The following is a 26,699-nucleotide window of genomic DNA, read 5'->3' on the forward strand; positions in this document are numbered from 1 at the left end:
CGCACGGCCAAGAACTGGTCAAAAGTACTTGCAGCCACTGGTCAAAACCACTGCCGCGAACGGTCAATCCAAATTGCCGTCTCTGGTCAGTTTAAAGTTGCAGCTAACATTGGAGAACTGGGGGCGTTCCGTCGTGGACCCGCTGACGCCGTTGTCGAACAGTCACATCCTTTGAACGAGTCGGCTGGGTTGTAGCGAATACGGTCGTTTTCGGGACGGGCCTGAGGCTGCTTTGAACGCCTTCGCTTTTGCCAAGGTCGCGGCTGCGATCCCGATGGGCCGTGCGGGGAAGCCCGACGAGATCGCGGGAGCGGCTGTCTGGCTTCTCTCCGACGATGCAGGCTACGCCACCGGCATAACGGTCCGAATCGCCGGGGGGTCGGCTCCGGTTGAGCGCTCCGACGCCGGATTTTCCCTCCTCGCCGTGGACTTCTGCTCGTCCTCGGCTGCCATTTTCTGGAAGAGCTCAAGAAGGGCGTCCTCCGCCCTGCGCGCGGTTTTGCCGGTCCGGAACCTTTGGACCAACTTACCGTCGTTGGTTTTGTATCGGCCGGTCGCTTTCCAGAGCCCGTTGGGGTCTTCTTGGCCGGTGGCATCTTTCCCCAAGATCCTGGCCGTGTCTCGTGGTTTGCCATTACGCCACCTTCGGCATGACACGTTGTGCCGCAAGCCACTCGGCCAGATCTTCCACCGCGTACACGACAGCACCGTGTTCCTGCCGGAAATAGGGCGGCCCCTTCCGCTGCGAAGCCCAGTTATTGAGCGTCCCGGTCGACCGCCGGAGGTAAGTTGCAGCCTCGGCGCGGGTCATCAGTCTCGTCGGTATCCCGGGGACGCCGTCACTTGTTTTCTCGTTAGTTGTGTTCACGCTGACGTCTATGCGTGGACTGGCGTGACGGCGGCTCAGTTGTACTTGGCCAAGGAAATAACACTTTGAATAACACTTTGACCGTGAACCTGCGTGAACACGGCGTGAGTCGCCATGACCTACCGTGAAGCTCGAAAAGCGTTCCCGCAGGTCAGGCAGTGTTTTAGTGAGAGCGTGTGAACCTGCGCTATTCTGAGTTCGCATCGAAGAGGTCAGGAGTTCGAATCTCCTTAGCTCCACAAAGAAGGTCCTTTGACCTGCGGAAACGTTGGGTTAGGGGGCTTTTCTCTTGCCTGTTTTTGGCCAGCCCGACGTTTCAAAACCAAAGGCCATGGCATTGCGTCCGCACCGAACTGCCTATCAGCCGATGATGGGGCGTTCCTCAGGCAGGCTGTAGAGGCGCGGTCGTGAGGACAATGCCAGCGCGGACGCGACCGTCACGGTGCCGATTCGGCCAATGAACATCAGTGCCATAAGCACCCATTCGGCCGACGGCGGGAGGTTGTAGGTGATGCCGGTGCTCATCCCCACGGTGGCGAACGCGGAGATTGCTTCGAACAGTACTTTTTCCAGGCTGTAGTCGGTCAGCATCAGCAGCGCCAGGGTGCCGCCCACCACCGCGGCCACACCCAGCAGCGCCACGGACAGGGCCTGGCGTTGGGAGGAGGCGCTGATGGAGCGGTGGGCGATGGTCACCTCGTCGCGGCCGCGGACCTCGTTCCAGATGGAGAAACCCAGTACCAGGAACGTGGTGATCTTGATGCCGCCGGCGGTGCCGGCGCTACCGCCGCCGATGAACATCAGGATGTTGGTGACCATGAGCGTTTCCGGTGACGCCACACCGTAGTCGATGCTGTTGAAGCCGGCCGTTCGGGGGAAGACGCCGCCGGCCAGGGAACCCAGCAGCTTGCCGGTCAGGGACAGGCCGCCGAGTGTTTCGTCCCTGTTCCATTCGAAAGCGGCGAAGAGCCCGATGCCGGCAGCAAGGAGCACCAGCGTGCCGTAGATGGTCAGGCGGAGGTGGACGCTCCAGTTGCTGGCTTTGAGGTTTCCCCGGAGCAGTTGGATGATGACCGGGAACCCCAGGCCGCCGGCCATAATAGCGGTACAGATGGGAACGATGATCCAGGGGTCCTCGGCGAAGCCGATGAGGTTGTCGCTGTACAGCGCGAAGCCGGCATTGTTGAACGACGAGACGGCGTGGAACACTCCGTGCCACAGCGCCGTGGCCGGATTCTGGTCGTAGGCCAGCCAGAAACGCCCGGTCAGGACCGCGGCGGTGGCTGCCTCTATGCCGACCATGACCTTGGCCACGCGGAGCAGCACGGCGCGGACATCGCCCAGGTTGAGCGTGTGCGTTTCGGATTGCGCCACCAGTTGGCCGCGCAGGCCGATGCTTTTGCGGACCAGCAGGGCTAGGAGCGTGGCCAGCGTCATGATGCCGAACCCGCCTACCTGGATCAGTCCCAGGATCACGCTCTGCCCGAACGGCGTCCAGTACGTGGCCGTGTCCACCGTGATCAGCCCGGTGACGCAGACAGCTGAGACGGCGGTGAAGAGCGCGGCCATCAGAGGGTCGGTTGCGGGGTCGCTGCCGGTCCGGGCGGCTGGCAGCATCAGCAGGGATGCTCCCAGGATGATGACTGCAAGGAATGCCAGGGGTACCGAACGGACCGGGTGCGAGAGGGCCCGCCGGACGGCGTTGTCCTTGCCGGCTTTGACTGCTTTGCCCTTCCACCGTGCAGGGCCACGGCCAAGGCCGCTGCCCTTCGTCAGGGGGACAGGTCCCTTCACGCCGGGGATGGCACCACGTGCGGTCATCGGACTGCCCGTCAGCCCACGTGGATGCCGGGTCGGCGGTCCGGTTCGGGCTCGTTTTCCCTGATGATCTCGCGGACCACGGGGGCGGTGTCGCCGCGGCCCAGCAGCAGGTAGCGCATGAGGTGCGCCAGGGGATTGCCTTCGGCCCATTCGAAGTAGGCGTGGGGCCGGACGCCGGTGGCGTCGCGGAGGGCCAGCAGGATGGCGGCGATGGCGTTGGGAGCGGCCGGGCTTTCGGCACGGAGGACGCGGTGTCCGTCCACTTCGATGCCGCGCACCTCGAGGACGTCGCTGAAGCCAGAGGGGTCGGTGACTTCGATCTCCAGGAAGATCACGTCGGCGGTTCCGGGAACAGGGTTGTTCGCCCGCTGCTCGGCTTCCTTCTCGCGGTATTCGGCGGCGTCGCGGGCCTGGGGACGGTTGGCGATCAGGTTGATCCGCCCGTCAAAGTCGAGCGTGTCGGTGATGAAGCGGCGGGCTTCGTCGTCGAACTCGATCTTGTGGACCCGGAGTTCGGTGGTGCGGCTGACCCGGGAGACCAGGGACACCACGATGATGCCCAGGATGAAGAAGCCGGAGATTGCGATTCCGTCCGGCTTGGCGATCACATTGGCCCCCAGCGCGTACAGCAGGATCAGGGTCAGGATGGTGAAGCCGACGGTGGCGCCCCGCCTCTTGCTGCGGGCGGCGGAGATGCTGACCGCGACGGCGCCGGAAACCATCATGGCCAGGATGCCGGTGGCGTACGCGCCGGCCTGGGCGTTGACGTCGGCGTTGAAACCGATGGTGATCAGGATGCTGATGGCGGTGTACACCAGAACGACCGGGCGCACGGCCCGGGACCAGTCCGGGGCCATGCCGTAGGACGGAAGGTAGCGGGGAACGATGTTAATCAGTCCGGCCATGGCGGACGCGCCGGCGAACCACAGGATCAGGATGCTGCTGACGTCGTAGACGGAACCGAAGCCGTTGCCCAGCAGTTCGTGGGCGAGGTAGGCCAGGGCACGGCCGTTGGCCTCGCCACCTGCCTGGAAGGCCTCGGCGGGGATCAGCACCGTCGTCACGAAACTGCTGCCCAGGAGGTACACGCTCATGATCAGGGCTGCGGTGGTGAGGAGCTTGCGGGTGTTCCGGACACGGGCGGCCAGGCGTTCCTGGGCGGTGGCGCCCTTGGCCGCGACCAGTGGCATCATGCTGACGCCGGTCTCGAAGCCGGACAGGCCCAGGACCAGCAGTGGGAAGGCGAGCAGGGCGGGTCCTGCGATGTCGCCGAAGCCGGTTCCGGAGGAGGTGAGCGCCGCGGTCCAGTCAGTCATGGCACCCGGCTGGGTGACGGCGTCGTACAGCCCCACACCGATGACCACCGCGTTGAGCACGAGGAAGATGCCCACCAGGGGGATGGCGACGGCGACCGCCTCGGAGAATCCGAGCAGGAACACCCCGCCGAGGATGAGCAGGAGCACCACGGTGATGGCGACTGCCTGGCCGTCCAGGAAGGGCGGCAAGTAGGGGTTCTCGAGCATGTGGACGGTGGCGTCGGCGGCGGACAGGGTGATGGTGATGATCCAGGAGGTGGCGACGAAGCCGAGCAGGATGAGCACAAAGATTTTCCCGCGCCAGAACGGCAGGAGCTTTTCCAGCATGGCCACCGATCCCTGTCCGTGGGGGCTTTCGTGGGCGACCCTCCGGTACATCGGCAGCATGCCCAGCAGGGTGAGGCCGACTATCAGCAGGGTGGCCAGCGGGGAGAGCGCCCCGGCGGCGAGGGCCGCGATACCGGGCAAGTAGGAGAGGGTGGAAAAATAGTCCACCCCGGTGAGGCACATGACCTTCCACCAGCTCTGGGTGGGTGCATGGTCCTCCGCAGTTTCCGGGCCCACCGGCTGGTGGACCGTGTGTTCCAGCAGCCACCGGGTGAGCCCGTTTCCGGGTCCCCCGTCGCGTTCCGGGTTGGGAACGCTGGCGGGAATGGAGAAGCGGGTGGGTGCAGTCAACGGGTTACTTTCTTTACCCCGCCCAGGCGGGATTGCTGTGAATAACCAACGGAGCGTAGCACCGCGCCAGGGGCCCCCAGCGGGCAAACCCAGGATCTTAACGCATCCTTAACGCCGCCAGCGCTGGTGTTACCCGGCGGACCTCGTCAGGGCTGGAATCTGTAGCCGATGCCTGCTTCGGTCAGGAGATGGCGGGGGTTTCCGGTGTCGGGTTCGAGTTTGCGGCGCAGCTGGGCCATGTAGACGCGGAGGTAGTTTGCGTCTTTGGCGTACGCGGGTCCCCAGACCTCGGTCAGGAGTTGGCGTTGGGTGATGAGTTTTTCGGGGTTTCTGACCAGGATCTCCAGGATGTTCCACTCGATGGGTGTCAGGCGGACATCGGTGCCATCGCGGGTGACACGATGCTTGGCAAGGTCGACGGTGAAGTTATCGGTTGTGATGACGGCTTCGGGTGTTTTGTGATCCGCGGTCCGGCGGAGCAGGGCGCGGAGACGGGCGAGGAGTTCGTCCGGGCCGAATGGCTTGGTGATGTAGTCGTCGGCGTCGGCGCCGGCGTCCAAGGCTTCGACTTTGTCATCGGAGGTGTGGCGGGCCGACAGGACGAGGATCGGGACTTCGTTCCAGGTCCGTAGTTGTTTGATGACTGCTATGCCGTCGATGTCGGGCAGGCCGAGATCCACGATGATGAGGGCAAAGGCATGCTGTGTAGCCGAGAGAAGGGCTGATTGGCCGTCTGTGGCGGTAATGACGGCGTAACCGTTGGCCTGGAGGGCGATGTTGAGGACCTTAAGCAGGTGCGGGTCATCGTCGACTACGAGGACGGAAGTCATGGTTTTTCCTGGGTGGAGGGCTGATGGCGCGATGTCCATCCGGACAATAGGGACTGGGGCTTCACTGGCGCTTGGGCTGTTGTGTAGCGGGCGGGTACGCCTGTGGACAGTGGCAGCCTGATGACCATGGTGAGTCCTCCTCCAGGGGTTTGTTCTGCTGTCAGTGTGCCACCCATTGCCTCGGTGAACCCTTTCGCGACGGCCAGGCCCAAGCCGACGCCTGTCGTCTGGGGAACATCGGTGAGCCGTTGGAAGGGCCGGAACATTTCAACGACGTTTTCCGCGGAGACGCCCCGGCCGTGATCGATGATGCGGAGTTCACCTGCGGGTTGGCCTGCCAGTGTTTCGGTGCTGAGTCCGCCGGCAGTGCCGACCAGGACCAGATCGGATCCGGGCGCGTACTTGACGGCGTTTTCGACGATATTTGCTATGACGCGCTCGAGCATGCCCGGGTCTGCCTCGATTTCGGGCATGTTCGGTGGCAGTTCCATACGCGCGCTCCCGGCGGGGATGCCGTGGAGGGCGGCCGGGATGACGTCGTTCCAGCGCACCCGTTTCGGCAGCGGGTTGGCCGCGTCCGTGGTGATCCGGGACATGTCGAGCAGGTTCCCCACGAGCAGGTCCAGCCGGTCCGAGGATTCATCGATGGCCAGGAGCAGTTCGTGGGCAAGTTCGGGGCCGTACTGCACGTCTTTTTGGAGGAGGCTCCCGACGGCGAGTTTGATGCTGGCCAGGGGTGTTCGGAGGTCGTGGGACACGGCACGCAGGATGGAAGTGCGCATGGTGTTGCCTTCAGCGAGGCGGAGCACCTCGCGGCGGCTGGCGGCCAATTGCTGTCTCTCCAGCTGGGCGGCGAGGTGCACCCCGAACGCCCCGAGCTTGCTCGCTGTTGCCGGAATCCTGGCACTGTTCACCCTGGCGCTCACCTGGCTGGCAATCATCGCCGGCCTGTCAGCGAAGTCCGTGGACGGCGCCGGCGGATTCTCCTACCCGCTCATCTTCCTGCCGTGCATCAGTTCGGCTTTCGTCCCCACGGACACCATGCCGGGTCCCGTGCGCGTCTTCGCTGAGAACCAGCCGGTTACGTCGATCGTCAACACGATCCAGGATCTGTTTGCACAACGACCTGTCGGCAGCGACATCTGGATCGCTCTCGCATGGTGCGTCGGGATCCTCGTCCTCGCCTACGTCTTCGCCATGGCCGCGTACCGGCGCAAGATCGCCTAAGCCCAGGCCGGCCAGGGTCGTGGGCGGAGAGTCCTGCGTCCATCGGCGCCCTCACACCTAACGTAAACTTGTCCATCGGGGATCGGAAGTTACTAACACTGGATTGGACACCATCAATGAGTTTGATCCGGCTGAACGACGTCAACGTGAGCTTTGACAAAACCCAGGTTCTCCGCGAGGCCTTTTTCAAGCTTGAAGCAGGGGACAGGGTCGGCCTGATCGGCAAGAACGGTTCGGGCAAGTCCACCATCCTGAAGCTGATCCAGGGCCAGGTGGCTCCCGATGCCGGGACGGTCGCCGTCGAGCTCGGAACCAAGGCCGCCTACTTCTCGCAGTTCTCAGAGTTGAACGGCGAAGCCACCATCGCAGAGGTCCTTGACGGGCTGTTCGCCCACGTGAAAGAGATCGAAGCCGAGCTCGCCGGCATCGACGCGGCCATCGCCGCCGACTCCTCGGACGCAGCGCGGCTGGATGAACTGATCCACCGCCAGTCCGAACTCTTTGAGGCGATGGACCGGCTGGATGGCTGGGACTATCAGCGCAGCATCGACAAAGTACTGACCACCCTCGGCTTCAGCGACCACCACCGCACCTGCGCCATCGACGAGCTCTCCGGCGGCTGGCGGAACCGGGCAGCACTGGCAAAGATCCTGCTGGAAGCCCCGGACGTCCTCCTGCTTGATGAACCCACGAACTATCTTGACGTAGCCGGCGTCGAATGGCTCGAAGGCTGGTTCCGGACCTTCAAAGGCGCTGCGATCATCGTCTCGCACGACCGGAAGTTCCTGGATTCCGTTGTTACCCGGATCATGGAGGTGGAGAATTTCCACCTCCACGAATACCCGGGCAACTTCGCCGAGTACGTGGTGGCGAAGCAGTTCAAGCTCAAGAGCCTGGAGAGCCAGTTCGTCCATGAGTCCGAGCTGCTCGCCTTCGAAGCCGAGGGCATCTCGGACCGGCGGGAAGCGGCCAAGGCGGCAGGCAAGGGACTGGCAAACCAGCTTGCCAGGATCAAGAAGTCCCGGGCGCCCCGGCCAGTGGACCAGATCATCACGGAGATCTACGGCGGCCTGTACGTCAAGGACGTCCTGTGCCGGGTGGAATCCCTGAGCAAGGCCTACGGCGGCAGGACACTGTTCAGCGGCCTCAGTTTCGAGATCGGGCGCGGTAACCGGATCGCCGTCATCGGGTCCAACGGCAGCGGAAAGACCACGTTGCTCCGGGCACTCACCGGCGAAGAGCCTGCCGATTCAGGCAGCGTGGCCTGGGCCAAGGGCGCCGGAATGGTCTCCTACAACCAGGTCCTGGAAGGACTGGACGACGACGACACCGTCACCCATGCGGTCAACGCGATGCCTGACAGCCTGGCATTGACTGCGACGAAGAAGTCGGTGAACAGGTTCCTGGCCATGTTCCAGTTCTCCGAAGCTGATCTCAAGCAAAGGATCGGCAACCTCTCAGGCGGCCAGCGCGCCCGCGTGGCCATGGCCCAATGCCTGCTTTCCGGTGCCTCGGTCCTGCTGCTGGATGAGCCCACCAACCACCTGGACCTCTCCAGCACCCAGGTCATGGAGCGCGCCCTGCTGCATTTCCCGGGCGCAGTGGTGGTGGTCAGCCACGACCGTTTCTTCACTGACAAGATCGCCAACCGCCGTCTGGTGTTCAGCGCTGAAGCGTCGGGCCACGGGACCGTGGACCTTCAGGTCGCCTGAGGCCGCGCCACCTGAATCCCCGCATCGGATCCAGCCTTACAGCCAGCCTTTCCGTTTGAAGATGGCATACATCAGGGTTGCGGTGGCTGCCATCAGCCCGATGGCCATCGGGTAGCCGACGGTCCAGTGGAGTTCGGGCATGTGGTCGAAGTTCATCCCGTAGACCCCGGCCACGAAGGAAGGCGCAAAGAAAATCGCCGCCCATGAGGAGATCTTCTTGACCTGTTCGTTCTGTTCGGCGCTGGCCTGGTTCTGCCGGTTGGCGGTCAGCGTTCCGTCCAGCGTGAGGGCGTTCTGCAACAGGTCACGGAATGAATCCGCGCGCGAGATGACCCGTTCCACATGGTCCTCGACGTCCCGCAGGCTGTGCTGCAGTTCAGAATCCACGCCGTACTTTTCAAAGCCCCGCTTGAGCTGCTGCATCATGTCCGGCAGGGGATGGATGGCGCGCTGGAACTGGATGACTTCGCGGGCCAGTTCATAGATGCGGCGGGAGACGTTGGTGTCCCCGCTGAAGAGCTGGTCCTCGATCTCGTCAATGTCGTTTTCCAGCCCGGCCACCACCGGCGCGTAGTCGTCCACCACCAGGTCCAGCAGCGCGTACAGAACAGATTCCGGGCCGTGCCGGAGCAGGTCGGGGCGGCCCTCCAGGCGCCGCCTCACCCGGGCAACGCCGGCCATTTCGGCATGGCGGATGGTGACCACAAAATTCCGGCCGGTGAAGATGTGCAGCTCGCCGAACTCCACTGTCTCGGTGGCATCCAGGTACCGCGCCGGGCGCAGCACCGTAAAAAGGCTGTCCTCGTACCGTTCCAGCTTGGGACGCTGGTGCGCCGAAATGGCGTCCTCCACCGCCAGCGGATGCAGCCCGAATTCGGTGGCCACAGCGGTCATTTCCGCCGCCGTGGGCCGGTACAGCCCGATCCAGGCCATGCCCCCGTGCTCCGAGAGGGTTTCGAAAGTCTGCTCCAGGCTCTCCGGCTCCGCGCTGCGGACGCCGTCCACGTAAACGGCATTGTCGATGATGGTCACGTCAGGACATGGCCCCGATGATCGCGCCGGACACCGTTATGGCGAGCAGGTCGTGTCCGGAATCGATCAGGGTGACAGCCGTGGGGCGGCCTGCGAACCCGTTATGGATGACATGCCCCCCGGCGCGGAACACCAGTGCGAGCACTAGGGCGAACCAGCCGCCCGCCAGTGCACTGTCCAGGCCCAGCTTGCTGATCAGGACAGCCAGCAGAACGGCGGTCAGGGCGGCCGCAACCATCATGGGAACCCAGATCCCCGCGCCGCCGCCAATGTTCTTGAGGTCCTCTTCAGTCTTTCCGATGGCGGCCATCCACCGCTTGCCCAGCACGGCCGGCATGTACCAGACAAAGCCGATAGCCATGCTCGAGATGAAGGCCAGCGCCACGGCGAGCCAGTTGATCTGTGAAATATGTGAAAGCCAATCCATGCTCGAATCCTAACTGCCTTGAGGGGACCCGCCGCCGCGCCCGGACAATTCCCTGGGCCGTGTTGGGGTGCCGGGAACGGCCTGTGCGAGGCGGCTGATCAGGGGTTCGGTCCGGTACGGAATGTGGGTGTGAAGCGCCAGGACTGTTTCGGTCCGGATGACACCCTTGATGCGGAGGATCTGGCGGAGGGCGGACTGCAGATTGTGCGTATCGGTGGCCACCACCCGGCACCAGACATCACCCCGCCCGGAGATCTCGTGGACCTCCAGGACCTGGGGGAGCAGCCGGAGGGCGCCCACAACTCCGTCCAGCTCCCGGTGCGTCACTTCAATCGTGACGAAAGCGACGACGTCGTACCCCACCGCCTCGAGGTCGATCTCGCGGCCGCCGTCATGGAGTACCCCGGCACGCAGCAGGCGCCGCACACGCGCCTGCGCAGTATTGCGTGCAATCCCCAGCATCTCGGCCAGCTCGCCGATCTGGACGCGGGGATCGCGGATGAGTTCCAGCAGGATCTTCAGGTCAGTGGGATCAAGGGTAGGCAAACTGTCACTTTCAGTTATTGGTGGCACAAGAAATTGGGTATTTTGCTCAATTGTTCCACTTGCAAGGACCCAATCAGTCAACAGTGAAGCATTCTTTAGGTATCAATTTCCAGCCGGGGCGGCTTCCCACAAGGACCTCCCGCCCCGGTCGACGCCAAGGCAGCAGCACCAATGACAGTCTTCAATGAACTCCGCATGCGTCCGGCCACCGCCGGGCGTCAGGGCTGGGATGCATCCACCACCGCACGGCTGGTGATGGCCGGTGCCGTCATCTTCACCTTGCTGGTCGGAGCGAACCTGGCCACGCCCCTGTACCCGCTGCTCCAGGCCAGCCTCGGCCTCTCGGCACTCGGGGTGACGGCGGCCTTTGCCAGCTATGTCCTGGCGCTGGTGGCAACGCTGATGCTGGCCGGCCACTGGTCGGACCACATCGGCCGGCGGGCGGCGCTCATCCTGGCTGTACTCGCCGGGCTGGCGGGCAGTTGGGTCTTCTCGCAGGCCGAAAACCTGGTGGCGCTCTCTGCCGGACGGGCCCTTCAAGGCGTGGCCGTTGCCCTCGCCACGGGTGCCAGTGCCGCCGCGCTGCGGGAACTGCTCCCGACCCGGCCGGAGTGGGCCACGCGCTTCACCCTGCTGGCGACGGCGGGAGGGGTGGCGGCCGGTCCGGTCATCGGCGGCCTCCTGTCGCTGCTGCCGGGGCCCACCACCGCCCCGTACTACGTTCACTCACTTGTCCTGGCGGGAATGCTGGTGCCGCTGTACCTGCTTCAGGCCCGGCCAGCCATCAAGCTTCCGGCCGGCCGGCGCCCCGTCCTGGTCCTGGCTCCCCGCCGGCCATCGGTGTCCACCGAGGCGAGGGGCGCGTTCTGGCTGGCGGCCGCCGTCGGATTCCTCAGCTTTTCCGTCTTTGGATTCTGTCTGTCGCTTGCACCGGCCTATTTCGCCCCGATCGTTCACACGGATTCACGCCCGTTGATCGGCGCCCTGGCCGGGATGACGCTCGCCGCCTCAGCCCTGAGCCAGGTGCTGTCCGTGCGGGGCCGCTTTGTGGTGCCCGCCGGGCTGGCGGTCCTGGGAGCATCGGTGCTGCTCCTGGCGGCAGCGGCCGCCTGGAGCAGTCCGCTGCTGCTGGCTGCTGCCAGCATCTGCGCGGGGCTGGGGCAGGGTGTCGCCTTCCGCACGGTCTTCAATGATGTAGCCGCCAAAGTGGAATCGTCGCAACATGCCCAGGTCATCAGCACCGTTTACGTCATCACGTACCTGGGCAGCGCTGTGCCGGTCATCGGGCTGGGCTGGGCCACAGCGGTGTTCGGGCTGCCGGCGGCGGTCACGGGCTTTGTGGTGCTTTGCAGCGCCGCCGCACTGGGGCTGTCCGCCGTGACGCTTCGGACAGCACTGCAGCGGGGAGCCTAGTCCGGCAGCGGACCGTGGTTCCCCTGGATGTGCTCAAAGACGAGGGTGGTCTCGGTGTGGCCCACCACGGGATCGGTGGCGAGATTGTCCAGGACCCAGTCGCGCAGATCCTCGGTGCTGGCAACGGCGATGTGCAGAAGGTAGTCCACGGAGCCTGACGTGTGGAACGTGGAGAGGACCGCGGGCAGGTGCGGAACGCGGGCGGTAAAGCGGTCGATCTGGTCCCGGTCGTGGGCCCTCAACCGGACGGCTACCAGTGCCTGGACGGACCTGCCGATGGCCGAGAGGCTGAGCTTCGCCTCAAATCCCTGGACGATGCCACGTTCGGATAATGCACGGGTCCGCATAAGCGCGGTGGACGGGGCGATGCCCACGAGTTCTGCCAACTGCTTGTTGGAGATCCGTGCATCGTCCACCAAAGCGGCGAGAAGCCGTTCATCAATGGCATCCAGCGGCTCAAAGTGGCTGGCCGGCCGGATGTTCTTTGGGTTGCTGCTCATGGAATCTCCTTGAATGTCCGTCAGTTCATCCTAGACGTCGGTTTCCGTCCGATCACCCCTGATCGACCCGTTGCGCCGAATAATCGCCAGACAGACGCGCGATTTGTTGGCCGATAGTTCTACGGCCGCGCGGTTTCCGCCCGCCCTGGTGTGGCGGGCGCTGCCGTTTTGTGGTTCCCCCGGGGATGTACGACGGCGACTGTCGCCGCCGTGATGCACGCCAGGACCATGAGTGCCGCGGCAAGCGCCGTCCAGCCCAGGGACTGGAACACCAGTCCGCCCGCCCAGCCGATGACGCTCGAGCCCAGGTAATAGGCCAGGTTGTAGAGCGATGACGCCTGGGCGCGGCCGGTGGTGGCGATGCTTCCGGTCCAGCCGGCGCCGATGCTGTGGGCCGCGAAGAAGCCGCCGGTGAAGACCACCAGGCCGGCAAGGATCAGGGCGAGAACCGGTGTCAGCGTCAGAGCCAGCCCGGCCACCATCAATACGATGCCCACGAGCAGCACGTTCCTGCGGCCGAATCTGGCCGTCAGCCCGCCGGCCCACCGGGACGAGAACGTTCCCGAAAGGTAGGCCAGGAAGATCAGGCTGATGAGGGTGGCAGGCAGCGTGAAGGGCTCGGCGGACAGACGGAAGCCAAGGTAGTTGTAGACGGCCACAAACCCGCCCATCATCAGGAAGGCCTGGATGTAAAGCGCCAGCAGCCGGGGATTGCGCACATGCCCGCCCAACGTCGTCATGGCACCGCGCAGCCCGGCGGCCTTGGCGGCGGTGAACCCTTTCGCCTTCGGAACCAGGACCAGGAAGAGCACTGCGGCCACCGTTGCCAGCAGGGACACAGCCAAAGCGGCTGTGCGCCAGCCCCATAACTCACCTGCCGGGCCGGCCACCAGCCGGCCGGCCAGCCCGCCCAGCGTTGTGCCGGCAACGTAGCTGCCTGCGGCCATAGCCGCGTGGGCCCTGTTCACTTCCTCGTTCAGGTAGGCGATGGCGATGGCCGGGATCCCGCCTAGTGCCATGCCTTCGAGGAGCCGCAAGCCAAGCAGTGCGCCGAAGGTGGGGGCGAGCGGTACCAGGAGGCCCAGGACGGTAGCAGCGGAGATGCCCCATGCCATGGCCTTGACCCGGCCGATCCTGTCCGCCAGGAAGGACCAGGGAATGACGGTGATGGCCAGGCCCACGGTGGCCAGCGAAATGGTCAATGCTGCCTCTGCCGCGGTCACCTTCAGGTCTGCGGCCAGGAGCGGCAAGACCGCCTGGGTGGAGTAGAGCTGGGCGAACGTTGCCACGCCCGCGAAGGCCAGGCCGGCCAGGATCTTGTTGTAGGCAGCGGAGCCTTTGGGATGTCCCGCCCAGTCACCCTGCGGTGGAGCGAAGGTTCCTGGAGCTGCGGCATTTTGTGGCATAGCTCAAGGGTAGGCGCCCGCCATGTATGCTTCCAATGCATCTTTTAGGCACAATTCATGTCCAAAATGGAACATTCGGAAGGGTGGGGCCAATGCACGCCGACCACAAACAGTTGGTGAAGCTACTGCCACTGCTCCCCATCCTGGCCGAACTGGGCCGGACCCAGCACGTCACGGAAACAGCCGAGCTCCTTGGAGTACCCCAGTCCACGGTGAGCCGGGCACTGTCCCGGGCCAGCGCCGTCGTCGGAACCGAACTGCTGATCCGTGACGGACGGGGCATCCGCCTCACGGCTGCCGCCCGGACGTTGCTGCCGTACATCGAGTCGGCCCTGACCGAATTCCAGGCCGGACTGGACCTGGTGCGGCACGAGTCGGACGTGGTGCGGGGGAAAGTGTCCCTGTCCTTTCAGCACACGTTCGGCGAGGCCACCCTGCCGCTGCTCATCAGTGCCTTCCGCAGCCGCCATCCGGAGGCCGGTTTCACTCTCAGCCAGGGCGCGCGGGACACCTGCCTCGCGGAGCTCGCCTCGGGCCAGGCGGACCTGTCCCTGACAGCCCCGGTTCCGTCCGCAAGCAGCACCATCTCCTCGGCGTCGCTCTACCGTGAGCCCCTCCGCCTGGTGGTTCACCACGGCCATCCGCTGGCCGGCCGGGGCAGTGTCAGCGTGCAGGACATCCGCCGGGACCCCTTCGTGGCGCTGGAGCCGGGGTACGGCATGCGGTCACTGACCGATGCGCTGTTCCGCGAGGCAGGATTCCGGCCGCGGATCGCGTTCGAAAGCCAGGACACCCACACAGCCCGTGGCCTGGTCGCCGCGGGCCTTGGTGTCAGCATCCTGCCGCCCGGGGGCAATGCGCCGGGGCGCCATGTCAGCCCGGAAACGGGCAACCTGGGCTGGGTCGAGCTTGCCTTGGAATCCGGGCTTGCGTACCGGGAAATCGGGCTGGGCTGGCGCCGGCGGAAACCTGGCCCCGATGCCGAGCCCGATCCGGTCCGGTTCTTCCGGGAGATGGTCCTGCAGGAGGGTCCCCGGTTGCTGGCGGGCCTGGTGGCCGCGCGCTCAGGGAACGGCTAGAGCGTGGGAAGTTGAGGCAAGACGTGTTGAGACACGACGGCGGCCCGCGGCCCAGCGGCGATTCGCCGGCAGCATTTCAGTAGGCTGGGTGCGTGACTGACAGCGAGCACCCCCAGACCACAACGTCCCGAAGCCAGCCGGTGGGCGGCCCCGTGTCTGCGGCCGTCCCGGGTCCCCTCACAGGGGTCATTATCGGCCTGGACATCGGCGGTACAAAAACCCGCGGTGTCAGGTTTGAAGACGGAGTTGCCGTGGCTGACGAGTCCGCCGGCAGCTCCAACGTCCAGAACGTCAGCCGCGAACAGGCGGCACTGAACCTCGCGGATCTGTTCGCCCGGATCGGGGGAGGCCGTGTGGCCCGGGTTTATGCGGGGGCCGGGGGCATAGACACGGACGACGACGCTGCCGCCCTCGCCGACCTGATCGAACCCCATGTTCCGGGAGCCAAAGTCACGGTAGTCCACGATTCGCGGCTGCTGCTAGCCGCGGGCGGTGCCAGCACCGGAGTAGCCGTCATTGCCGGAACCGGCTCCGCCGCCTGGGGACGGAACGCCGCCGGCGACGAGGCCCGGGCCGGCGGCTGGGGCTACCTGCTCGGGGACGAAGGCAGCGGCTACTGGCTGGGCCGTGAGGCGGTCCGGCACAGCCTGCGGCGGATGAACCAGGGACTCCCGGTAGACCAGCTGACCGATGCGCTGCTTGCCGCCTGCGGAGTGGACCACCCCAACAGGCTGATTGCGCTTTTTCACTCCCCGGATACCGGCCGCCGGTTCTGGGCCCAGCAGGCACGCCTGGTGGTGGACGCGGCCGCGGCAGGCCACCCGGCCAGCCAGGAGCTGCTGGACCAGGCCGGCCAGGACCTTGCCGGCCTGGCCGCCCAGGCATTGCGGAAGCTTGGAATCGACGGACCGGTCATTCTCGGCAGCGGACTGGGCATGAACGTGGTCCCGCTGCAGGACGCCTTCCGGAGCCACCTGGCGGCTGCCGGCGTGACCGATGTCCGTGTCCTGGACCAGGACCCCGTGTTTGGCGTCCTGAAGCTGGTGTCGGAAGAGTCAGGGGCCCACTGACCGCTTCCGCGGCGTCAACCTGACCGCCGGCATGACGGGAGCGGGGATGCGGCCGGCTTCGGTGCCTGCATCGGGGCTGTGCCCTTCAACCAGCCCGTAGCGGGCCCCGCGGGCGGCATCATCGGCCAGGACCGCCTGCGCTTCCCAGTCCTCGCGGGCCTGCTCCACTTCGTCGTGCGTGCGGCCCACGAAGTTCCACCACATCAGCAGTTCCTCCTGGAAAGGCTCCCCGCCGATCAGGACGAACCGCGTGCCCGGCAGGGCCTGGAACTCCAGTGACGGGCGTCCCGCGCCCAGGTAGCCCAGCGGCCCTGGCGGGACCTCCTGCCCGTCCAGCGTCAGTCCGCCGTCGAGCACCAGCACGGCATGCTCAAAGTGAGCGTTCAACGGCAGGACGGCCAGGCCCTCGCAGGAGATGTCTGCTCCGACGATGGGGGACTACATCGTGGCCGGTGACACCGCTCCGGCGAATTCGCCCACCATCACCGTCGCAGTGAAACCCGGCCCCGTCACCGAGGGCAGTTCCCGGTGCTGCTCGAACGCGGGTTCGCGGTCGCGTTCAGCGTCCGGCAACGCTACCCAGAGCTGCAGGCCGCGCTGCACGGGCAGCGGCGCGCCGGCGTCGGAATCCGGCAGGACGGCAAACTCGGAGTGGGACACCCCGTGCCCGGCGGTCATGATGTTCAGCTCGCCCGGCCGGACCACCACGTCGCTGCCCACGCTGTCCCGGTGCCGGACGTTCCCCGCAATCGGCCAAGTCACCGTCTGCAGCCCGGTGTGCGGGTGCGGGAACACGGACATGGCAATGCGGTCCGGACCGAAACTGTCCAGGAAACACCAGGCGCCGATGGTGGGCAGGCCGCGCTGCGGGAGCGTGCGCCTGACGTTCATGGCCCGTACACCGCCCAGCGGAACCTCCCGTTCCGGCCATAGCTGCAGGCAGGGGCCGGACGTACCTTCGGGGCCGGCGGGCGGACAAAGTTCCTGCTGGGGAGCCACTTCCAAGTTGGTCACTGTCCAACTCTAGGCCGGGGCAGAGCCAGGCGTAAGCGCAGCACGGCACGCCGTGATCGAGGACCCATCCGCGGGCGGTTGTCCTGCGAATGATTACAGTAGGGATTCGCTTGCCCGGATTCCCTGCTGATCCGGTTACGCTGGCAACGGATTGGTTTACCGTAAATATCAGTGAGCTTATGACCCAACACTGTCCGACGCCGTCCAACAGAACAGGTAAGTCCGGGAATGGACCAAGCCATGATTGAGTTCCAGAGCGTCACCAAGCAGTATCAGGGCGGGCAGCCTGCCGTGGACCAGCTCACCATGTCCATCGACAAGGGCTCCATCACCGTTTTTGTGGGGCCGTCCGGCTGCGGCAAGACCACCTCGCTGCGGATGATCAACCGGATGGTGGAACCGACGTCCGGCGTGATCACCGTGGACGGGCGGGATGTGACCTCGGTGCCTGCCGCGGAGCTGAGACGGTCCATGGGCTACGTTATGCAGTCCTCCGGGCTGATGCCCCACCGTTCCGTGCTGGACAACATCGCCACCGTGCCCCGGCTCAACGGCGTTTCCAAGGCCGAGGCCCGCAAGCGCGCCACGGAACTGCTCGACGTCGTCGGGCTGGCTTCCGCGCTCGGGAAACGGTACCCGTCCCAGCTCTCCGGTGGCCAGCAGCAGCGCGTCGGTGTAGCCCGGGCGCTCGCCGCCGATCCGCCCGTCCTGCTGATGGATGAACCGTTCAGTGCCGTTGACCCCGTGGTGCGTGATGAACTGCAGCAGGAGCTCCTGAGGCTGCAGAAAGACCTCGCAAAAACCATCGTTTTCGTCACGCACGATATCGATGAGGCAACCATTCTCGGCGACAAGGTGGCCGTCTTCGCCGTTGGTGGCCGGCTTGCCCAGTACGCCACCCCGGAGGAAATTCTCCGGGCGCCGGCGAATGATTTTGTGGCGTCCTTCGTGGGGCGGGACCGCGGCTTCCGCCACCTGGGGTTCACCACGTCCGACGCCGTGACCATACATCCGGTGCCGACGCTCGTTATGAGTACCGGCCAGTTCGCCGGCGATCCCGCTGCGGTGACCGACTGGCAGCTCGTGGTGGATCCGGACCTGCGCCCCCTGGGCTGGGCAAGGCCGGGGACGGACTCTGAGCTCATCCCCGGCGGGTCACTTTTCCGCCCCGGCGAGACCCTGCGGCGGGCACTGGACTCGGCACTTTCGTCCCCTTCCGGCCAGGGTGTGGCGGTAGACGGCGACGGCCGGGTTGTGGGAACCGTCAGGGCACAGGAAGTCCTCGGCGTCATTGAAGAAGCCCGCCAGGTCAGGCAGGCTGCGCTCTGATGGAGTGGTTCCTGGTAAACAGCGGCATGGTCATGGGACTGGCAGGCCAGCACCTGGTCCTTGCCCTCATTCCGCTGGTCCTGGGGCTGGTTATTTCCATCCCGCTGGCCCAGCTGGCGCGGACCCACCGGGCCCTGCGGTCGGTAGTGGTTACCGCCAGTTCATTGCTGTACACCATCCCGTCGCTGGCACTGTTCATCATCCTGCCCTCGATTCTTGGAACCCGGATCCTGGACCCGATCAACGTCATCGTCGCGCTGACCATTTATGCGGTGGCGCTGCTGGTCCGGGCGGCCCTCGACGCCTTCGATTCCGTGGAGGAGGATCTCCGGCAGGCTGCGATTGCCATGGGGTACAAGCCGTGGCTCCGCTTTGCCCAGATCGACCTGCCGCTTTCCCTCCCGGTGATGTTTGCCGGGCTGCGCGTGGTCTCGGTCAGCAACATCTCCCTGGTGAGCGTCGCGGCACTCCTGGGCGTGGGGAACCTGGGCATGCTCTTTACCGATGGCCTGCAGCGGAACTTCGTCACGGAAGTGGCGGTGGGAATCATCGCCATTCTGGTGCTCGCCCTGCTCATGGATGCCGTGTTGGTCCTCCTCGAACGGCTGCTGACGCCGTGGACCCGAGCCGCTAAAGCGTCCGGCCCCTTTGGTCCTGTTGGCGCCGGCTACCTGGCCGATGCCAACGTCCACACGGGGGCCGCGCCGTGAGCAACATTTTTGTAGACACCCTGGCCTGGATAGCCGATCCCCTGCACTGGACCGGCAGTTCCGGCATCCCCGTCCGGTTGCTGGAGCACCTCCAGTACAGCGGTCTGGTCCTGGTGATTGCCGCTGCCATCGCGGTTCCCGCAGGGCTCTACATCGGGCACACGGGCCGCGGACGCGTGGTGGCCGTAGCGGTGGCAGGCGCGTTGCGGGCCCTGCCTACCCTGGGCCTGCTGGTCCTCTTCGCCCTCCTGGCGGGAAGCAGCCTGATGCCGCCGGTGTGGGCGCTGGTCATACTGACCGTGCCGTCGCTCCTTGCCGGAACGTACGCCGGCATTTCGAGTGTGGACAGGGCGGTGGTGGACGCTGCCCGGGCCGTGGGCATGACCGAGCTGCAGATCCTGTTCCGGGTTGAGCTGCCCAACGGGCTGCAGGTTATGTTCGGCGGCGTGCGAACGGCAGTTCTGCAGGTCATCGCGACGGTTTCTGTGGTTGCGTACCTGCCCTTGGGCGGGCTGGGTCGCTACCTTTTTGATGGCCTGGCGCTGCAGGACTTCCCGCGGATGCTTGCCGGGTCCTTGTTGATTGCCGGGCTGGCCATCGTTATTGACCTCACCCTGGCCGCGGTGCAAAGAATCCTTCTTTCGCCCGGCCTCAAAACCGATCTGCACGGTGGCCAGAAGGCCACTGCTGATCTCCCAGCTGCCGCGCCTGCGTCAGCTCCTGTTCAAGGAGGAACCCCATGAAAGATAACACCAGGACAATCCTTACCCGTCGGGGACTGGCTGGCATGGCTGCCGGCGTCGGCCTGGCCGTCGCGCTGACAGCCTGCGGCGGGAGTGACCCGTTGGCCACCCCCAGCACCAGCGCCGGAAGCGCCGGCGGCGGATCGTTGGTGGTCGGCTCGGCTGACTTCCCGGAGAGCCAGATCGTGGCTGAGATCTACGCCGGGGCACTGACCGCGGCAGGGGTCACGGCAACCACCAAGCCCAACATCGGTGCGCGTGAAATCTACTTCAAGGCGGTCCAGGACGGCTCTGTCGACCTCGTTCCGGACTACTCCGGCAACCTGCTCTCGCATGTGGATCCTAAGGCGGCAGAGGTCTCGGCCGACGACATCTACAAGGCCCTGCCAGGGAAACTCCCCGAGGGCCTGGCAGTGCTGGAGGCGGCCAAAGCTGAGTCCAAGGACGCCATGGTGGTCACCAAAGCCACCGCAGAGAAGTACCAGCTGAAGTCCATTGAGGACCTGGCCAAAGTCTGCAAGGACCTGACCATGGCGGCCCCGGCCACGTTCGAAACCCGGGCCTATGGCCTGCCCGGGCTCAAAGCGAACTACGGCTGCGAACTCAAGTCACTGAAGCCCTTCAGCGACGGCGGCGGCAACCTGACCCTGCAGGCACTGCTGACCGACGACGTCCAGGTCGCTGACATCTACACCACCACACCGTCCATCGCGGACAACGACCTGGTGGTGCTGGAGGATCCCAAGAACAACTTCAAGGCCCAGCAGGTCCTGCCGCTCTACAACAAGGCAAAGATGACCGACAAGGCCAAGGACGCGCTCAATGCCGTATCGAAGATCCTGACCACTGAGGACCTGGTCAACCTCAACCGCGCAGTCAGCGGCAGCCAGAAGCAGAATGCCAAAGACGCAGCGGCAACGTGGCTCAAGGACAAGGGCATCGTCAAGTAACGCCTGACTCCAGGACGCAAAATCACGACGGCGGCTGCCGGACCCGCACGGGCCGGCAGCCGCCGTCGTGCGCTCTCTACACTTCTGTGTCTGAGGTCTCAACGGAAGTACATCCGTCATATGGCATATTTGATGAATGGCAGAATTCAAGCAGTCCACCAAGCTTCACAACGTCCTTTATGACATCCGTGGACCGATCCTTCAGGCCGCCCAGCAGATGGAGGCGGAGGGTCACCGGATCCTCAAACTGAACATCGGAAACCCGGCGCCGTTTGGATTTGAAGCCCCGGACGCCATCCTGGTGGACATGATCCGCCATCTGCCCCATGCCCAGGGTTACAGTGACTCCCGGGGCATCTTCTCGGCCCGGACCGCCGTCTCCCAGTACTACCAGACCCGCGGAATCCAGAACATCCACGTGGACGACATCTACCTGGGCAACGGCGTCAGCGAACTGATCACCATGTCCCTCATGGCGCTACTCAACGACGGTGACGAGGTGCTGATCCCCACACCGGATTACCCGCTGTGGACCGCTTCCGTTGCGCTGGCGAGCGGGAAGCCCGTGCACTACCTCTGCGATGAGGACTCAGGCTGGCAGCCGGACCTTGAGGATCTAGAAGCCAAGATCACGCCACGGACTAAAGGCATCGTGGTGATCAACCCCAATAACCCCACAGGCGCGGTCTATCCGGAAGAGACGCTGAAGAAGATCGTGGCCTTGGCCGAAAAGCACGGACTAATCCTTTTCGCGGATGAAATCTACGAAAAGATCCTGTACGAAGACGCCGTGCACATCAACCTGGCCGCACTTACGGGCGACGACGTCCTGTGCCTCACCTTCAGTGGACTGTCCAAGGCTTACCGCGTCTGCGGCTACCGTGCCGGCTGGATGGCCATCTCGGGCCCGAAGAAGGATGCCTCGGACTATCTGGAAGGCATCAGCCTCCTGGCCAACATGCGACTCTGTGCCAATGTGCCCGCCCAACATGCCATCCAGACGGCTCTCGGCGGCTACCAGAGCATCAACGACCTGATCCTGCCCGGCGGACGGCTGTTGGAACAGCGGAACAAAGCCTACGACATGCTCAACGCCATCCCCGGCGTCAGCACGCAGCAGGCGCGGGGCGCTATGTACCTCTTCCCGAAGCTCGATCCCGAGGTATTCCACATCCGCGACGACGAGAAATTCGTTTTGGACCTGCTGCGCGAGCAGAAAATCCTGGTCTCCCACGGCCGGGCCTTCAACTGGGTCCGCCCCGACCACTTCCGGATGGTCACCCTGCCGCTGGTGAAGGACCTCGAGGAGGCCATCAACCGCATGGGGGACTTCCTGAGCAGGTACAAAGGGAACTAGCCTGTGGTGACGCGTCTTTCGGCGCGGTAACTGCGGACAAAGGAACGCCATGGCCGGCTTGGTTGAGTTCAAGCAGCACCCGTCCCAAACGCTGAAGGTGGGGGACGGCTTCGCCCTGGCGGATGTTGACCCGGATGCCACCCCCGGCTACGCCGGCAACAAGGCCGACGGCCAGGCCCTGTTGGCGGACCTGGACGGGAAACTGGCCGAGCTGCAGGAGAGGCTCTTCGCGGAGTCCCGTTTCGGCGGGAAGAAGCGGATCCTCCTGGTCCTGCAGGCCATGGACACGGCAGGTAAGGGTGGGATCGTCAACCATGTCATGGCCACCATGGATCCGCAGGGTGTCCAGTTCAAGGCCTTCAAAGCACCCACTGACGTGGAAGAATCCTACGACTTCCTCTGGCGGATCGAGAAGGCTGTCCCGGCAGCGGGCATGGTGGGGATCTTCGACCGCTCCCACTATGAGGACGTCCTGATCCACAGAGTCCACAACTGGGCGACGCCCGACGAACTCAAGCGCCGCTACCGGGCCATCAATGAGTTCGAGGCGCGTCAGACCGATGCCGGAACCAAAATCATCAAGGTGATGCTCAACATCAGCAAGGATGAACAGAAGTCACGGCTCCTCGCCAGGCTGGACAACCCCGCCAAACACTGGAAGTACACCAGCGGCGACCTGAAGGAGCGGGCCTTCTGGGATGACTACATGGCAGCCTACGAGGCGGCCTTCGAGAACACCAACAGCGAGGTGGCACCGTGGCACGTGGTCCCGGCCAACAAGAAGTGGTTCGCCAGGATCGCCGTCCAGCAGCTGGTGCTCGGCGCCCTGACTGACCTGCAGCTGGAATGGCCAAAAGCGGACTTCGACCTCGGCGTGGAACGCGAGCTCGTCGAAAGGTCGTAGGCGGCCGCCCTGCGGGGCCGCTCAGGGCCGTGCGTCAGCCGGGCTGGCCAGACCCGTGGGTTAGGGCCGTCGGTCAGAGCGGCTGGTCGCGTGCGGCAGCGAGCCGCTTGCGGGCGCCCTCCAACCACTCCTCGCAGCGCTTTGCCAGGGCCTCGCCGCGTTCCCAGAGTGCCAGCGATTCCTCGAGGCTGGCGCCGCCAGCCTCGAGTTTCCCCACCACCTGCACCAGCTGTTCGCGTGCTTCCTCGTAGCTCAGGGCTTCGATTTCCGGGTCAGGCTTTGTCTCGGGCATGTGTTTCTCCTTGTTGAAGTTCCCCAGTGGATGTGGCGCCGAACAGGCCCTGGGCCACGCGTACGGACAACGCAGTTCCTGAAGGCGCCTCCGAAGGGTCACGGACCACTGCATGGCCAGCAGCTTCAGTGGCACGGGCCGGCCGGCCGTTGGCCAGTTCCACGACGGCGTAGCCGCGGTCCAGCGTCTTTTGCGGTGATAGGGCACGGACCTGGGCCTGCAGATGAACCAGCTGGTCAGCCGCCCGCACCACCGTTGAGCTAACGGCGGCCGATGATCTCCTCAGGAGGCGTTCGATTTCCTCCGCGCGTCCGGTGACCATTACCTCGGGGGTGGCCAGAACTGGCCGGGAATGGAGTGCAGACAACCGGTCCGACTCCCTGTCCACGAGCCTGCCGATGCTCCGGCGCAGGTGCTCCCGTGCCTGGCGCACGCCGGCCAGTTCCTCGGCAACGTCAGGCACGATCCGCTTGGCAGCATCGGTGGGGGTGGACGCGCGGAGGTCCGCCACGTCGTCGAGAAGGGGGCGGTCTGCCTCATGTCCGATGGCGCTGACCACAGGGGTAGCCGCGGCCGCCACGGCACGGATCAGTTCCTCGCTGTTGAAAGGCAGCAGGTCCTCCAAGGCTCCGCCGCCGCGGGCGATGACAATGACGTCCACGTCGGGGCGTCCGTCCAGCTCCTGAAGGGCGCGGATGATCTGCGCGACCGCGGTGTTGCCCTGGACCGCCACCTCCCGGATCTCGAATTCGACGGCGGGCCATCGCAGAGCGGCGTTCTGGACGACGTCTTTCTTAGCGTCGGAGTCCCGTCCGGTAATCAGGCCGATACGGTGGGGGAGCATCGGCAAAGGTTTCTTCCGTGAATCGGCAAAAAGCCCCTCGGCGGCGAGGGCCTGGCGCAACCGTTCGATCCGCGCCAGCAGATCGCCAAGCCCTACAGGCCTGATGTCCCTGACCTGCATATTGAGCCGCCCGGTCTTGAGCCAGAACTCCGGCTTGAGCAAGGCCACCACGCGGGAGCCACGCTCCAGGGGCATGTTCTGGCGGTCCAGAACCTTGGTCCAGACCGACGCCGGCAGGGAAACTTCCGCGTCCACGTCCCTGAGGGTGAGATACGCGTTACCGCCGCGGCGGTTCAGTTCGATGACCTGGCCCTCGACCCACGCCGACGGTGTGCGGTCGATATGGGCTTTGAGTTTCTGGGACAGCAACTGCAGCGGCCATGGATTGTCCGGGCTGGTCTCAGCGGCTGTGGCAGGCAGCGTGGTGGCAGCAGTGCCTGGCAGGGCGGCCTGTTCAGACATGTCCGCTGCCCCGGGAAGCTGTGGGTGGCGGCATTGCTGTCCTTTGTTCGGCAGGTGGCGGTTCGTGTTTGAATGGCGGCTGTCAGTCAACGGACTGCTGTCGGTGAGCTGGCGGTTGCCATTCAACCTTATCCATAAGCTGTATCACCCGAGACTGACATTCTTTGTCCAGACACCAGCCCTATGATGGCTGTGCCGCCGCCAACCAGTGAGGATCTGTTCTTGCGTACCTTCGTTTCAGCCGTCGCCGTCGTCCTGGGCGTTTTACTGTCTGCCCTGGCCGTTCCCGCCATCTGGCTTGACCGCAATGTGGTCCAGGAGGATGGCTTTGTGGCGTTGGCTGCTCCGCTGGGGCAGGACGCAGAGTTCCAGCAGCGGCTCGCCGCGGCCGCTGTGGGTACCATCGATACGGGGGCCATCCCGGATGCCCTGGCAGGTCTGGTCAGGCCAGTGCTTGAGGCGGCCGCCGGTTCCCTCACAGCGTTGCCCGGCTACCCGGCGGCCTGGGAGGAGACTCTTCGGAAGAGCCACCGGCTCAGCTTCGCCGGACTCGAATCCGTTCCTGCCGAAACCGGCTCCCCATCGTCGCTCACCTTGGACGTGGCACCCCTGGTAGCACTGGCAACGGAGGAGCTCGCGCGCACCACCGGACTGCCGCTGACTGCGCCTGAGCAGACGCTGGTCAACGTTGGAGAACCGGAGCAGCGCCAGCTGGTCGAGCGGGTGTCCGCCTATGCGCCGCTCGGCTACTCCCTTGCCATCGGAGCGAGTTTCGCCTTCGCGCTTGCCCTGGTTTCCGCCCGCCGTCGTTGGTCGGTGGTCTTCGCTGTGGGACTTGCGGCGCTGGTACTGGCCGGCCTGTGGTCTGCCGGCTCGCAACTCGCGAGGGACGCGGTCGTTGGGACGGCGAGTGGCAACGGGCTTTCGGACATGTTCAAGGATGCATTTGTGGCGGCCGCTTCCAGCAGCTTCCAATCCTGGGTCGGTGGTGCCGCGATAACCGGCGGTGTACTGGTCGCGGCGGCCCTTGTGATCCGGATCGCCTCGCCGGGGCGGCGGCACCCCACCCGGTAGCATGGAGGGATGACTTCCTCAGCTGTGTCCCTCTCGATGCCAACTGTCCCGCGCAGGCGGCGCTCGCCTGAGGAGGTCGCCGCCGCGGCTCCGGTGACCGGTCCCAAAAAGGTACTCCTGGCTGCGCCCCGCGGCTATTGCGCCGGGGTGGACAGAGCCGTGATCGCCGTCGAGAAGGCCTTGGAGCACTACGGTCCGCCGGTATACGTCCGGAAGCAGATCGTGCACAACGTCCACGTGGTGAGCTCACTGGAGGCACAGGGTGCCATCTTCGTCGATGAGACGGACGAGGTCCCGGAAGGCGCCCTGGTGATCTTTTCCGCCCACGGGGTATCACCCGCCGTCGTCCAGTCCGCCGAGGACCGCGGGCTGCGCACCATTGACGCCACCTGCCCGCTGGTGACGAAGGTTCATAAGGAAGCCGTGAGGTTCGCCAAGGACGACTTCGACATCCTGCTGATCGGCCACGACGGTCACGAGGAAGTTGAAGGCACCGCCGGCGAAGCACCGGAACACATCCAGATCATTAACGGTCCGCACGAAGTGGACAAGGTAACCGTCAGGGATCCCGAAAAGGTCATCTGGCTGTCCCAGACCACCCTCAGCGTGGACGAGACCATGGAAACGGTCCGCCTGCTGAAGGCCCGGTTTCCCACCCTGCAGGATCCGCCCAGCGACGACATCTGCTACGCCACCACCAACCGTCAGGTGGCCATCAAGAAGATCTCACCCCAGGCCGACCTGGTCATTGTGGTGGGATCGGCCAACTCGTCGAACTCGGTCCGCCTGGTGGAAGTTGCGCTGGAGTACGGTGCCAAGGCCTCCTACCGCGTGGACTTCGCCAACGAAGTGGACGAGGCGTGGTTTGAAGGCGTGGCAACGGTCGGAATCACATCAGGGGCTTCTGTGCCGGAAATCCTGGTCACGGACGTACTGCGGCTGTTGGCCGACTACGGCTATGGCTCCGTGGAAGAAGTTGTCACGGCCGAGGAAGACCTCCTTTTTTCGTTGCCCAAGGAGCTCCGCGCAACCCTGAAGGAAGCCGGAGACGTCAGCCGGGCGCTCGGCGGACGCCGCTCTCGCAACTGACACCGC

Annotated in this window: 24 protein-coding genes and 4 pseudogenes; 15 read left to right on the plus strand and 13 right to left on the minus strand. The window is 65.0% G+C overall.

Annotated features, from left to right (window positions below; translation table 11 throughout):
- Both AC50YA_RS00005 and AC50YA_RS00010 read left to right on the plus strand, forming a co-directional pair.
- A partial coding sequence (locus tag AC50YA_RS00005) for a hypothetical protein (RefSeq protein WP_494980367.1) occupies positions 1 to 195 on the plus strand: 195 nt, incomplete at its 5' end.
- A gap of 37 nt (positions 196 to 232) precedes the next feature.
- A pseudogene (locus AC50YA_RS00010) lies at positions 233 to 367 on the plus strand (SDR family oxidoreductase); the annotation flags it as partial.
- Positions 368 to 634: 267 nt separating this feature from the next.
- On the opposite strand, the gene AC50YA_RS00015 reads toward AC50YA_RS00010, so the two are convergent.
- The 5 genes and pseudogenes from AC50YA_RS00015 to AC50YA_RS00035 form a co-directional block, all read right to left on the minus strand.
- Complete coding sequence (locus tag AC50YA_RS00015; protein WP_494980821.1) at positions 635 to 1,072, minus strand: helix-turn-helix domain-containing protein; 438 nt, start codon at positions 1,070 to 1,072, stop codon at positions 635 to 637.
- 156 nt (positions 1,073 to 1,228) lie between these two features.
- Positions 1,229 to 2,689: a TrkH family potassium uptake protein gene (locus AC50YA_RS00020; protein WP_494980368.1), complete on the minus strand. Its 1,461-nt coding sequence runs from the start codon at positions 2,687 to 2,689 to the stop codon at positions 1,229 to 1,231.
- Positions 2,690 to 2,700: 11 nt separating this feature from the next.
- Positions 2,701 to 4,683, minus strand: coding sequence for an APC family permease (locus AC50YA_RS00025; protein WP_494980369.1), 1,983 nt, complete (start codon positions 4,681 to 4,683; stop codon positions 2,701 to 2,703).
- Between the two features lie 146 nt (positions 4,684 to 4,829).
- On the minus strand, positions 4,830 to 5,513 hold the full coding sequence (locus AC50YA_RS00030; RefSeq protein ID WP_494980370.1) for a response regulator: 684 nt from the start codon (positions 5,511 to 5,513) through the stop codon (positions 4,830 to 4,832).
- Positions 5,510 to 6,391 (minus strand): annotated as a pseudogene (locus tag AC50YA_RS00035) (sensor histidine kinase); the annotation flags it as partial. The gene AC50YA_RS00030 and the pseudogene AC50YA_RS00035, both read right to left, overlap by 4 nt.
- Positions 6,392 to 6,395: 4 nt before the next feature.
- Between AC50YA_RS00035 and AC50YA_RS00040 the strand changes: the two are divergent.
- Positions 6,396 to 6,740, plus strand: a pseudogene (locus tag AC50YA_RS00040) (ABC transporter permease); the annotation flags it as partial.
- 116 nt (positions 6,741 to 6,856) lie between these two features.
- Positions 6,857 to 8,452, plus strand: coding sequence for an ABC-F family ATP-binding cassette domain-containing protein (locus tag AC50YA_RS00045; RefSeq protein ID WP_494980371.1), 1,596 nt, complete (start codon positions 6,857 to 6,859; stop codon positions 8,450 to 8,452).
- A 36-nt stretch (positions 8,453 to 8,488) separates the two neighbouring features.
- Here the strand turns inward: AC50YA_RS00045 and corA are convergent, their stop codons facing one another.
- The 3 genes from corA to AC50YA_RS00060 are packed head-to-tail and all read right to left on the minus strand — an operon-like array spanning position 8,489 to position 10,457.
- Positions 8,489 to 9,484 (minus strand): magnesium/cobalt transporter CorA, encoded by a 996-nt coding sequence (gene corA, locus AC50YA_RS00050; RefSeq protein ID WP_494980372.1) that lies wholly within the window; start codon positions 9,482 to 9,484, stop codon positions 8,489 to 8,491.
- A gap of 1 nt (position 9,485) precedes the next feature.
- Complete coding sequence (locus AC50YA_RS00055) at positions 9,486 to 9,911, minus strand: DUF1761 domain-containing protein (protein ID WP_494980373.1); 426 nt, start codon at positions 9,909 to 9,911, stop codon at positions 9,486 to 9,488.
- 9 nt (positions 9,912 to 9,920) lie between these two features.
- Positions 9,921 to 10,457 (minus strand): Lrp/AsnC family transcriptional regulator, encoded by a 537-nt coding sequence (locus AC50YA_RS00060; protein ID WP_494980374.1) that lies wholly within the window; start codon positions 10,455 to 10,457, stop codon positions 9,921 to 9,923.
- Positions 10,458 to 10,628: 171 nt separating this feature from the next.
- Between AC50YA_RS00060 and AC50YA_RS00065 the strand changes: the two genes are divergently transcribed.
- Positions 10,629 to 11,870, plus strand: a complete 1,242-nt coding sequence (locus tag AC50YA_RS00065; protein WP_494980375.1) for an MFS transporter — start codon at positions 10,629 to 10,631, stop codon at positions 11,868 to 11,870.
- On the opposite strand, the gene AC50YA_RS00070 is transcribed toward AC50YA_RS00065, so the two are convergent.
- Together AC50YA_RS00070 and AC50YA_RS00075 are read right to left on the minus strand one after the other, a co-directional pair.
- Positions 11,867 to 12,370, minus strand: coding sequence for an Lrp/AsnC family transcriptional regulator (locus tag AC50YA_RS00070; protein WP_111908434.1), 504 nt, complete (start codon positions 12,368 to 12,370; stop codon positions 11,867 to 11,869). The two genes, AC50YA_RS00065 and AC50YA_RS00070, sit on opposite strands and share 4 nt — an antisense overlap.
- A 119-nt stretch (positions 12,371 to 12,489) precedes the next feature.
- Complete coding sequence (locus tag AC50YA_RS00075; protein WP_494980376.1) at positions 12,490 to 13,776, minus strand: MFS transporter; 1,287 nt, start codon at positions 13,774 to 13,776, stop codon at positions 12,490 to 12,492.
- A gap of 92 nt (positions 13,777 to 13,868) precedes the next feature.
- Here AC50YA_RS00075 and AC50YA_RS00080 point away from each other — a divergent pair, with 92 nt between their 5' ends.
- A complete protein-coding gene (locus tag AC50YA_RS00080; RefSeq protein ID WP_494980377.1) occupies positions 13,869 to 14,855 on the plus strand; it encodes a LysR substrate-binding domain-containing protein in 987 nt (328 codons plus the stop codon).
- A gap of 140 nt (positions 14,856 to 14,995) precedes the next feature.
- Positions 14,996 to 15,925, plus strand: coding sequence for an N-acetylglucosamine kinase (locus AC50YA_RS00085; RefSeq protein ID WP_494980822.1), 930 nt, complete (start codon positions 14,996 to 14,998; stop codon positions 15,923 to 15,925).
- On the opposite strand, the pseudogene AC50YA_RS00090 reads toward AC50YA_RS00085, so the two are convergent.
- Positions 15,911 to 16,939 (minus strand): annotated as a pseudogene (locus tag AC50YA_RS00090) (pirin family protein). The gene AC50YA_RS00085 and the pseudogene AC50YA_RS00090 sit on opposite strands and share 15 nt — an antisense overlap.
- A 228-nt stretch (positions 16,940 to 17,167) precedes the next feature.
- Here AC50YA_RS00090 and AC50YA_RS00095 point away from each other — a divergent pair.
- From AC50YA_RS00095 to AC50YA_RS00120, 6 genes are all read left to right on the plus strand, one after another.
- Entirely contained in the window at positions 17,168 to 18,268 is a 1,101-nt protein-coding gene (locus tag AC50YA_RS00095) for an ABC transporter ATP-binding protein (protein WP_494980378.1), read from the plus strand.
- Positions 18,268 to 18,978: an ABC transporter permease gene (locus AC50YA_RS00100; RefSeq protein ID WP_494980379.1), complete on the plus strand. Its 711-nt coding sequence runs from the start codon at positions 18,268 to 18,270 to the stop codon at positions 18,976 to 18,978. Before AC50YA_RS00095 ends, AC50YA_RS00100 begins: the two co-directional genes overlap by 1 nt.
- Positions 18,975 to 19,721, plus strand: coding sequence for an ABC transporter permease (locus tag AC50YA_RS00105; RefSeq protein WP_494980380.1), 747 nt, complete (start codon positions 18,975 to 18,977; stop codon positions 19,719 to 19,721). Before AC50YA_RS00100 ends, AC50YA_RS00105 begins: the two co-directional genes overlap by 4 nt.
- Positions 19,718 to 20,671, plus strand: a complete 954-nt coding sequence (locus AC50YA_RS00110; RefSeq protein WP_494980381.1) for an ABC transporter substrate-binding protein — start codon at positions 19,718 to 19,720, stop codon at positions 20,669 to 20,671. Before AC50YA_RS00105 ends, AC50YA_RS00110 begins: the two co-directional genes overlap by 4 nt.
- 136 nt (positions 20,672 to 20,807) lie before the next feature.
- Positions 20,808 to 22,028 (plus strand): pyridoxal phosphate-dependent aminotransferase, encoded by a 1,221-nt coding sequence (locus AC50YA_RS00115; RefSeq protein ID WP_494980382.1) that lies wholly within the window; start codon positions 20,808 to 20,810, stop codon positions 22,026 to 22,028.
- 49 nt (positions 22,029 to 22,077) lie between these two features.
- Positions 22,078 to 22,932 (plus strand): polyphosphate kinase 2 family protein, encoded by an 855-nt coding sequence (locus AC50YA_RS00120; protein WP_494980383.1) that lies wholly within the window; start codon positions 22,078 to 22,080, stop codon positions 22,930 to 22,932.
- 73 nt (positions 22,933 to 23,005) lie between these two features.
- Here the strand turns inward: AC50YA_RS00120 and AC50YA_RS00125 are convergent, their stop codons facing one another.
- Positions 23,006 to 23,224: an exodeoxyribonuclease VII small subunit gene (locus AC50YA_RS00125; RefSeq protein ID WP_056344066.1), complete on the minus strand. Its 219-nt coding sequence runs from the start codon at positions 23,222 to 23,224 to the stop codon at positions 23,006 to 23,008.
- Positions 23,205 to 24,530, minus strand: coding sequence for an exodeoxyribonuclease VII large subunit (xseA, locus tag AC50YA_RS00130; RefSeq protein ID WP_494980384.1), 1,326 nt, complete (start codon positions 24,528 to 24,530; stop codon positions 23,205 to 23,207). Before xseA ends, AC50YA_RS00125 begins: the two co-directional genes overlap by 20 nt.
- Before the next feature lie 222 nt (positions 24,531 to 24,752).
- Here xseA and AC50YA_RS00135 point away from each other — a divergent pair, with 222 nt between their 5' ends.
- On the plus strand, positions 24,753 to 25,604 hold the full coding sequence (locus AC50YA_RS00135) for a hypothetical protein (protein ID WP_494980385.1): 852 nt from the start codon (positions 24,753 to 24,755) through the stop codon (positions 25,602 to 25,604).
- 9 nt (positions 25,605 to 25,613) lie between these two features.
- A complete protein-coding gene (locus tag AC50YA_RS00140) occupies positions 25,614 to 26,693 on the plus strand; it encodes a 4-hydroxy-3-methylbut-2-enyl diphosphate reductase (RefSeq protein WP_494980386.1) in 1,080 nt (359 codons plus the stop codon).
- The last annotated feature ends 6 nt before the right edge of the window (positions 26,694 to 26,699 follow it).

The sequence above is a fragment of the Pseudarthrobacter sp. RHLT3-21 genome, from assembly GCF_059383495.1.

Bases quoted from the DNA above. Each gene is read 5' to 3' on its own strand.
- AC50YA_RS00100 (WP_494980379.1), top strand. From the start codon at position 18,268: ATGGAGTGGTTCCTGGTAAACAGCGGCATGGTCATGGGACTGGCAGGC.
- AC50YA_RS00110 (WP_494980381.1), top strand. From the start codon at position 19,718: ATGAAAGATAACACCAGGACAATCCTTACCCGTCGGGGACTGGCTGGC.
- AC50YA_RS00075 (WP_494980376.1), bottom strand. From the start codon at position 13,776: ATGCCACAAAATGCCGCAGCTCCAGGAACCTTCGCTCCACCGCAGGGT.
- AC50YA_RS00120 (WP_494980383.1), top strand. From the start codon at position 22,078: ATGGCCGGCTTGGTTGAGTTCAAGCAGCACCCGTCCCAAACGCTGAAG.
- AC50YA_RS00080 (WP_494980377.1), top strand. From the start codon at position 13,869: ATGCACGCCGACCACAAACAGTTGGTGAAGCTACTGCCACTGCTCCCC.
- AC50YA_RS00055 (WP_494980373.1), bottom strand. From the start codon at position 9,911: ATGGATTGGCTTTCACATATTTCACAGATCAACTGGCTCGCCGTGGCG.
- AC50YA_RS00030 (WP_494980370.1), bottom strand. From the start codon at position 5,513: ATGACTTCCGTCCTCGTAGTCGACGATGACCCGCACCTGCTTAAGGTC.
- AC50YA_RS00095 (WP_494980378.1), top strand. From the start codon at position 17,168: ATGGACCAAGCCATGATTGAGTTCCAGAGCGTCACCAAGCAGTATCAG.
- AC50YA_RS00065 (WP_494980375.1), top strand. From the start codon at position 10,629: ATGACAGTCTTCAATGAACTCCGCATGCGTCCGGCCACCGCCGGGCGT.
- xseA (WP_494980384.1), bottom strand. From the start codon at position 24,530: ATGTCTGAACAGGCCGCCCTGCCAGGCACTGCTGCCACCACGCTGCCT.
- AC50YA_RS00070 (WP_111908434.1), bottom strand. From the start codon at position 12,370: ATGAGCAGCAACCCAAAGAACATCCGGCCGGCCAGCCACTTTGAGCCG.
- AC50YA_RS00045 (WP_494980371.1), top strand. From the start codon at position 6,857: ATGAGTTTGATCCGGCTGAACGACGTCAACGTGAGCTTTGACAAAACC.
- AC50YA_RS00015 (WP_494980821.1), bottom strand. From the start codon at position 1,072: ATGCGAACTCAGAATAGCGCAGGTTCACACGCTCTCACTAAAACACTG.
- AC50YA_RS00140 (WP_494980386.1), top strand. From the start codon at position 25,614: ATGACTTCCTCAGCTGTGTCCCTCTCGATGCCAACTGTCCCGCGCAGG.
- AC50YA_RS00020 (WP_494980368.1), bottom strand. From the start codon at position 2,689: ATGACCGCACGTGGTGCCATCCCCGGCGTGAAGGGACCTGTCCCCCTG.
- AC50YA_RS00125 (WP_056344066.1), bottom strand. From the start codon at position 23,224: ATGCCCGAGACAAAGCCTGACCCGGAAATCGAAGCCCTGAGCTACGAG.
- AC50YA_RS00115 (WP_494980382.1), top strand. From the start codon at position 20,808: ATGGCAGAATTCAAGCAGTCCACCAAGCTTCACAACGTCCTTTATGAC.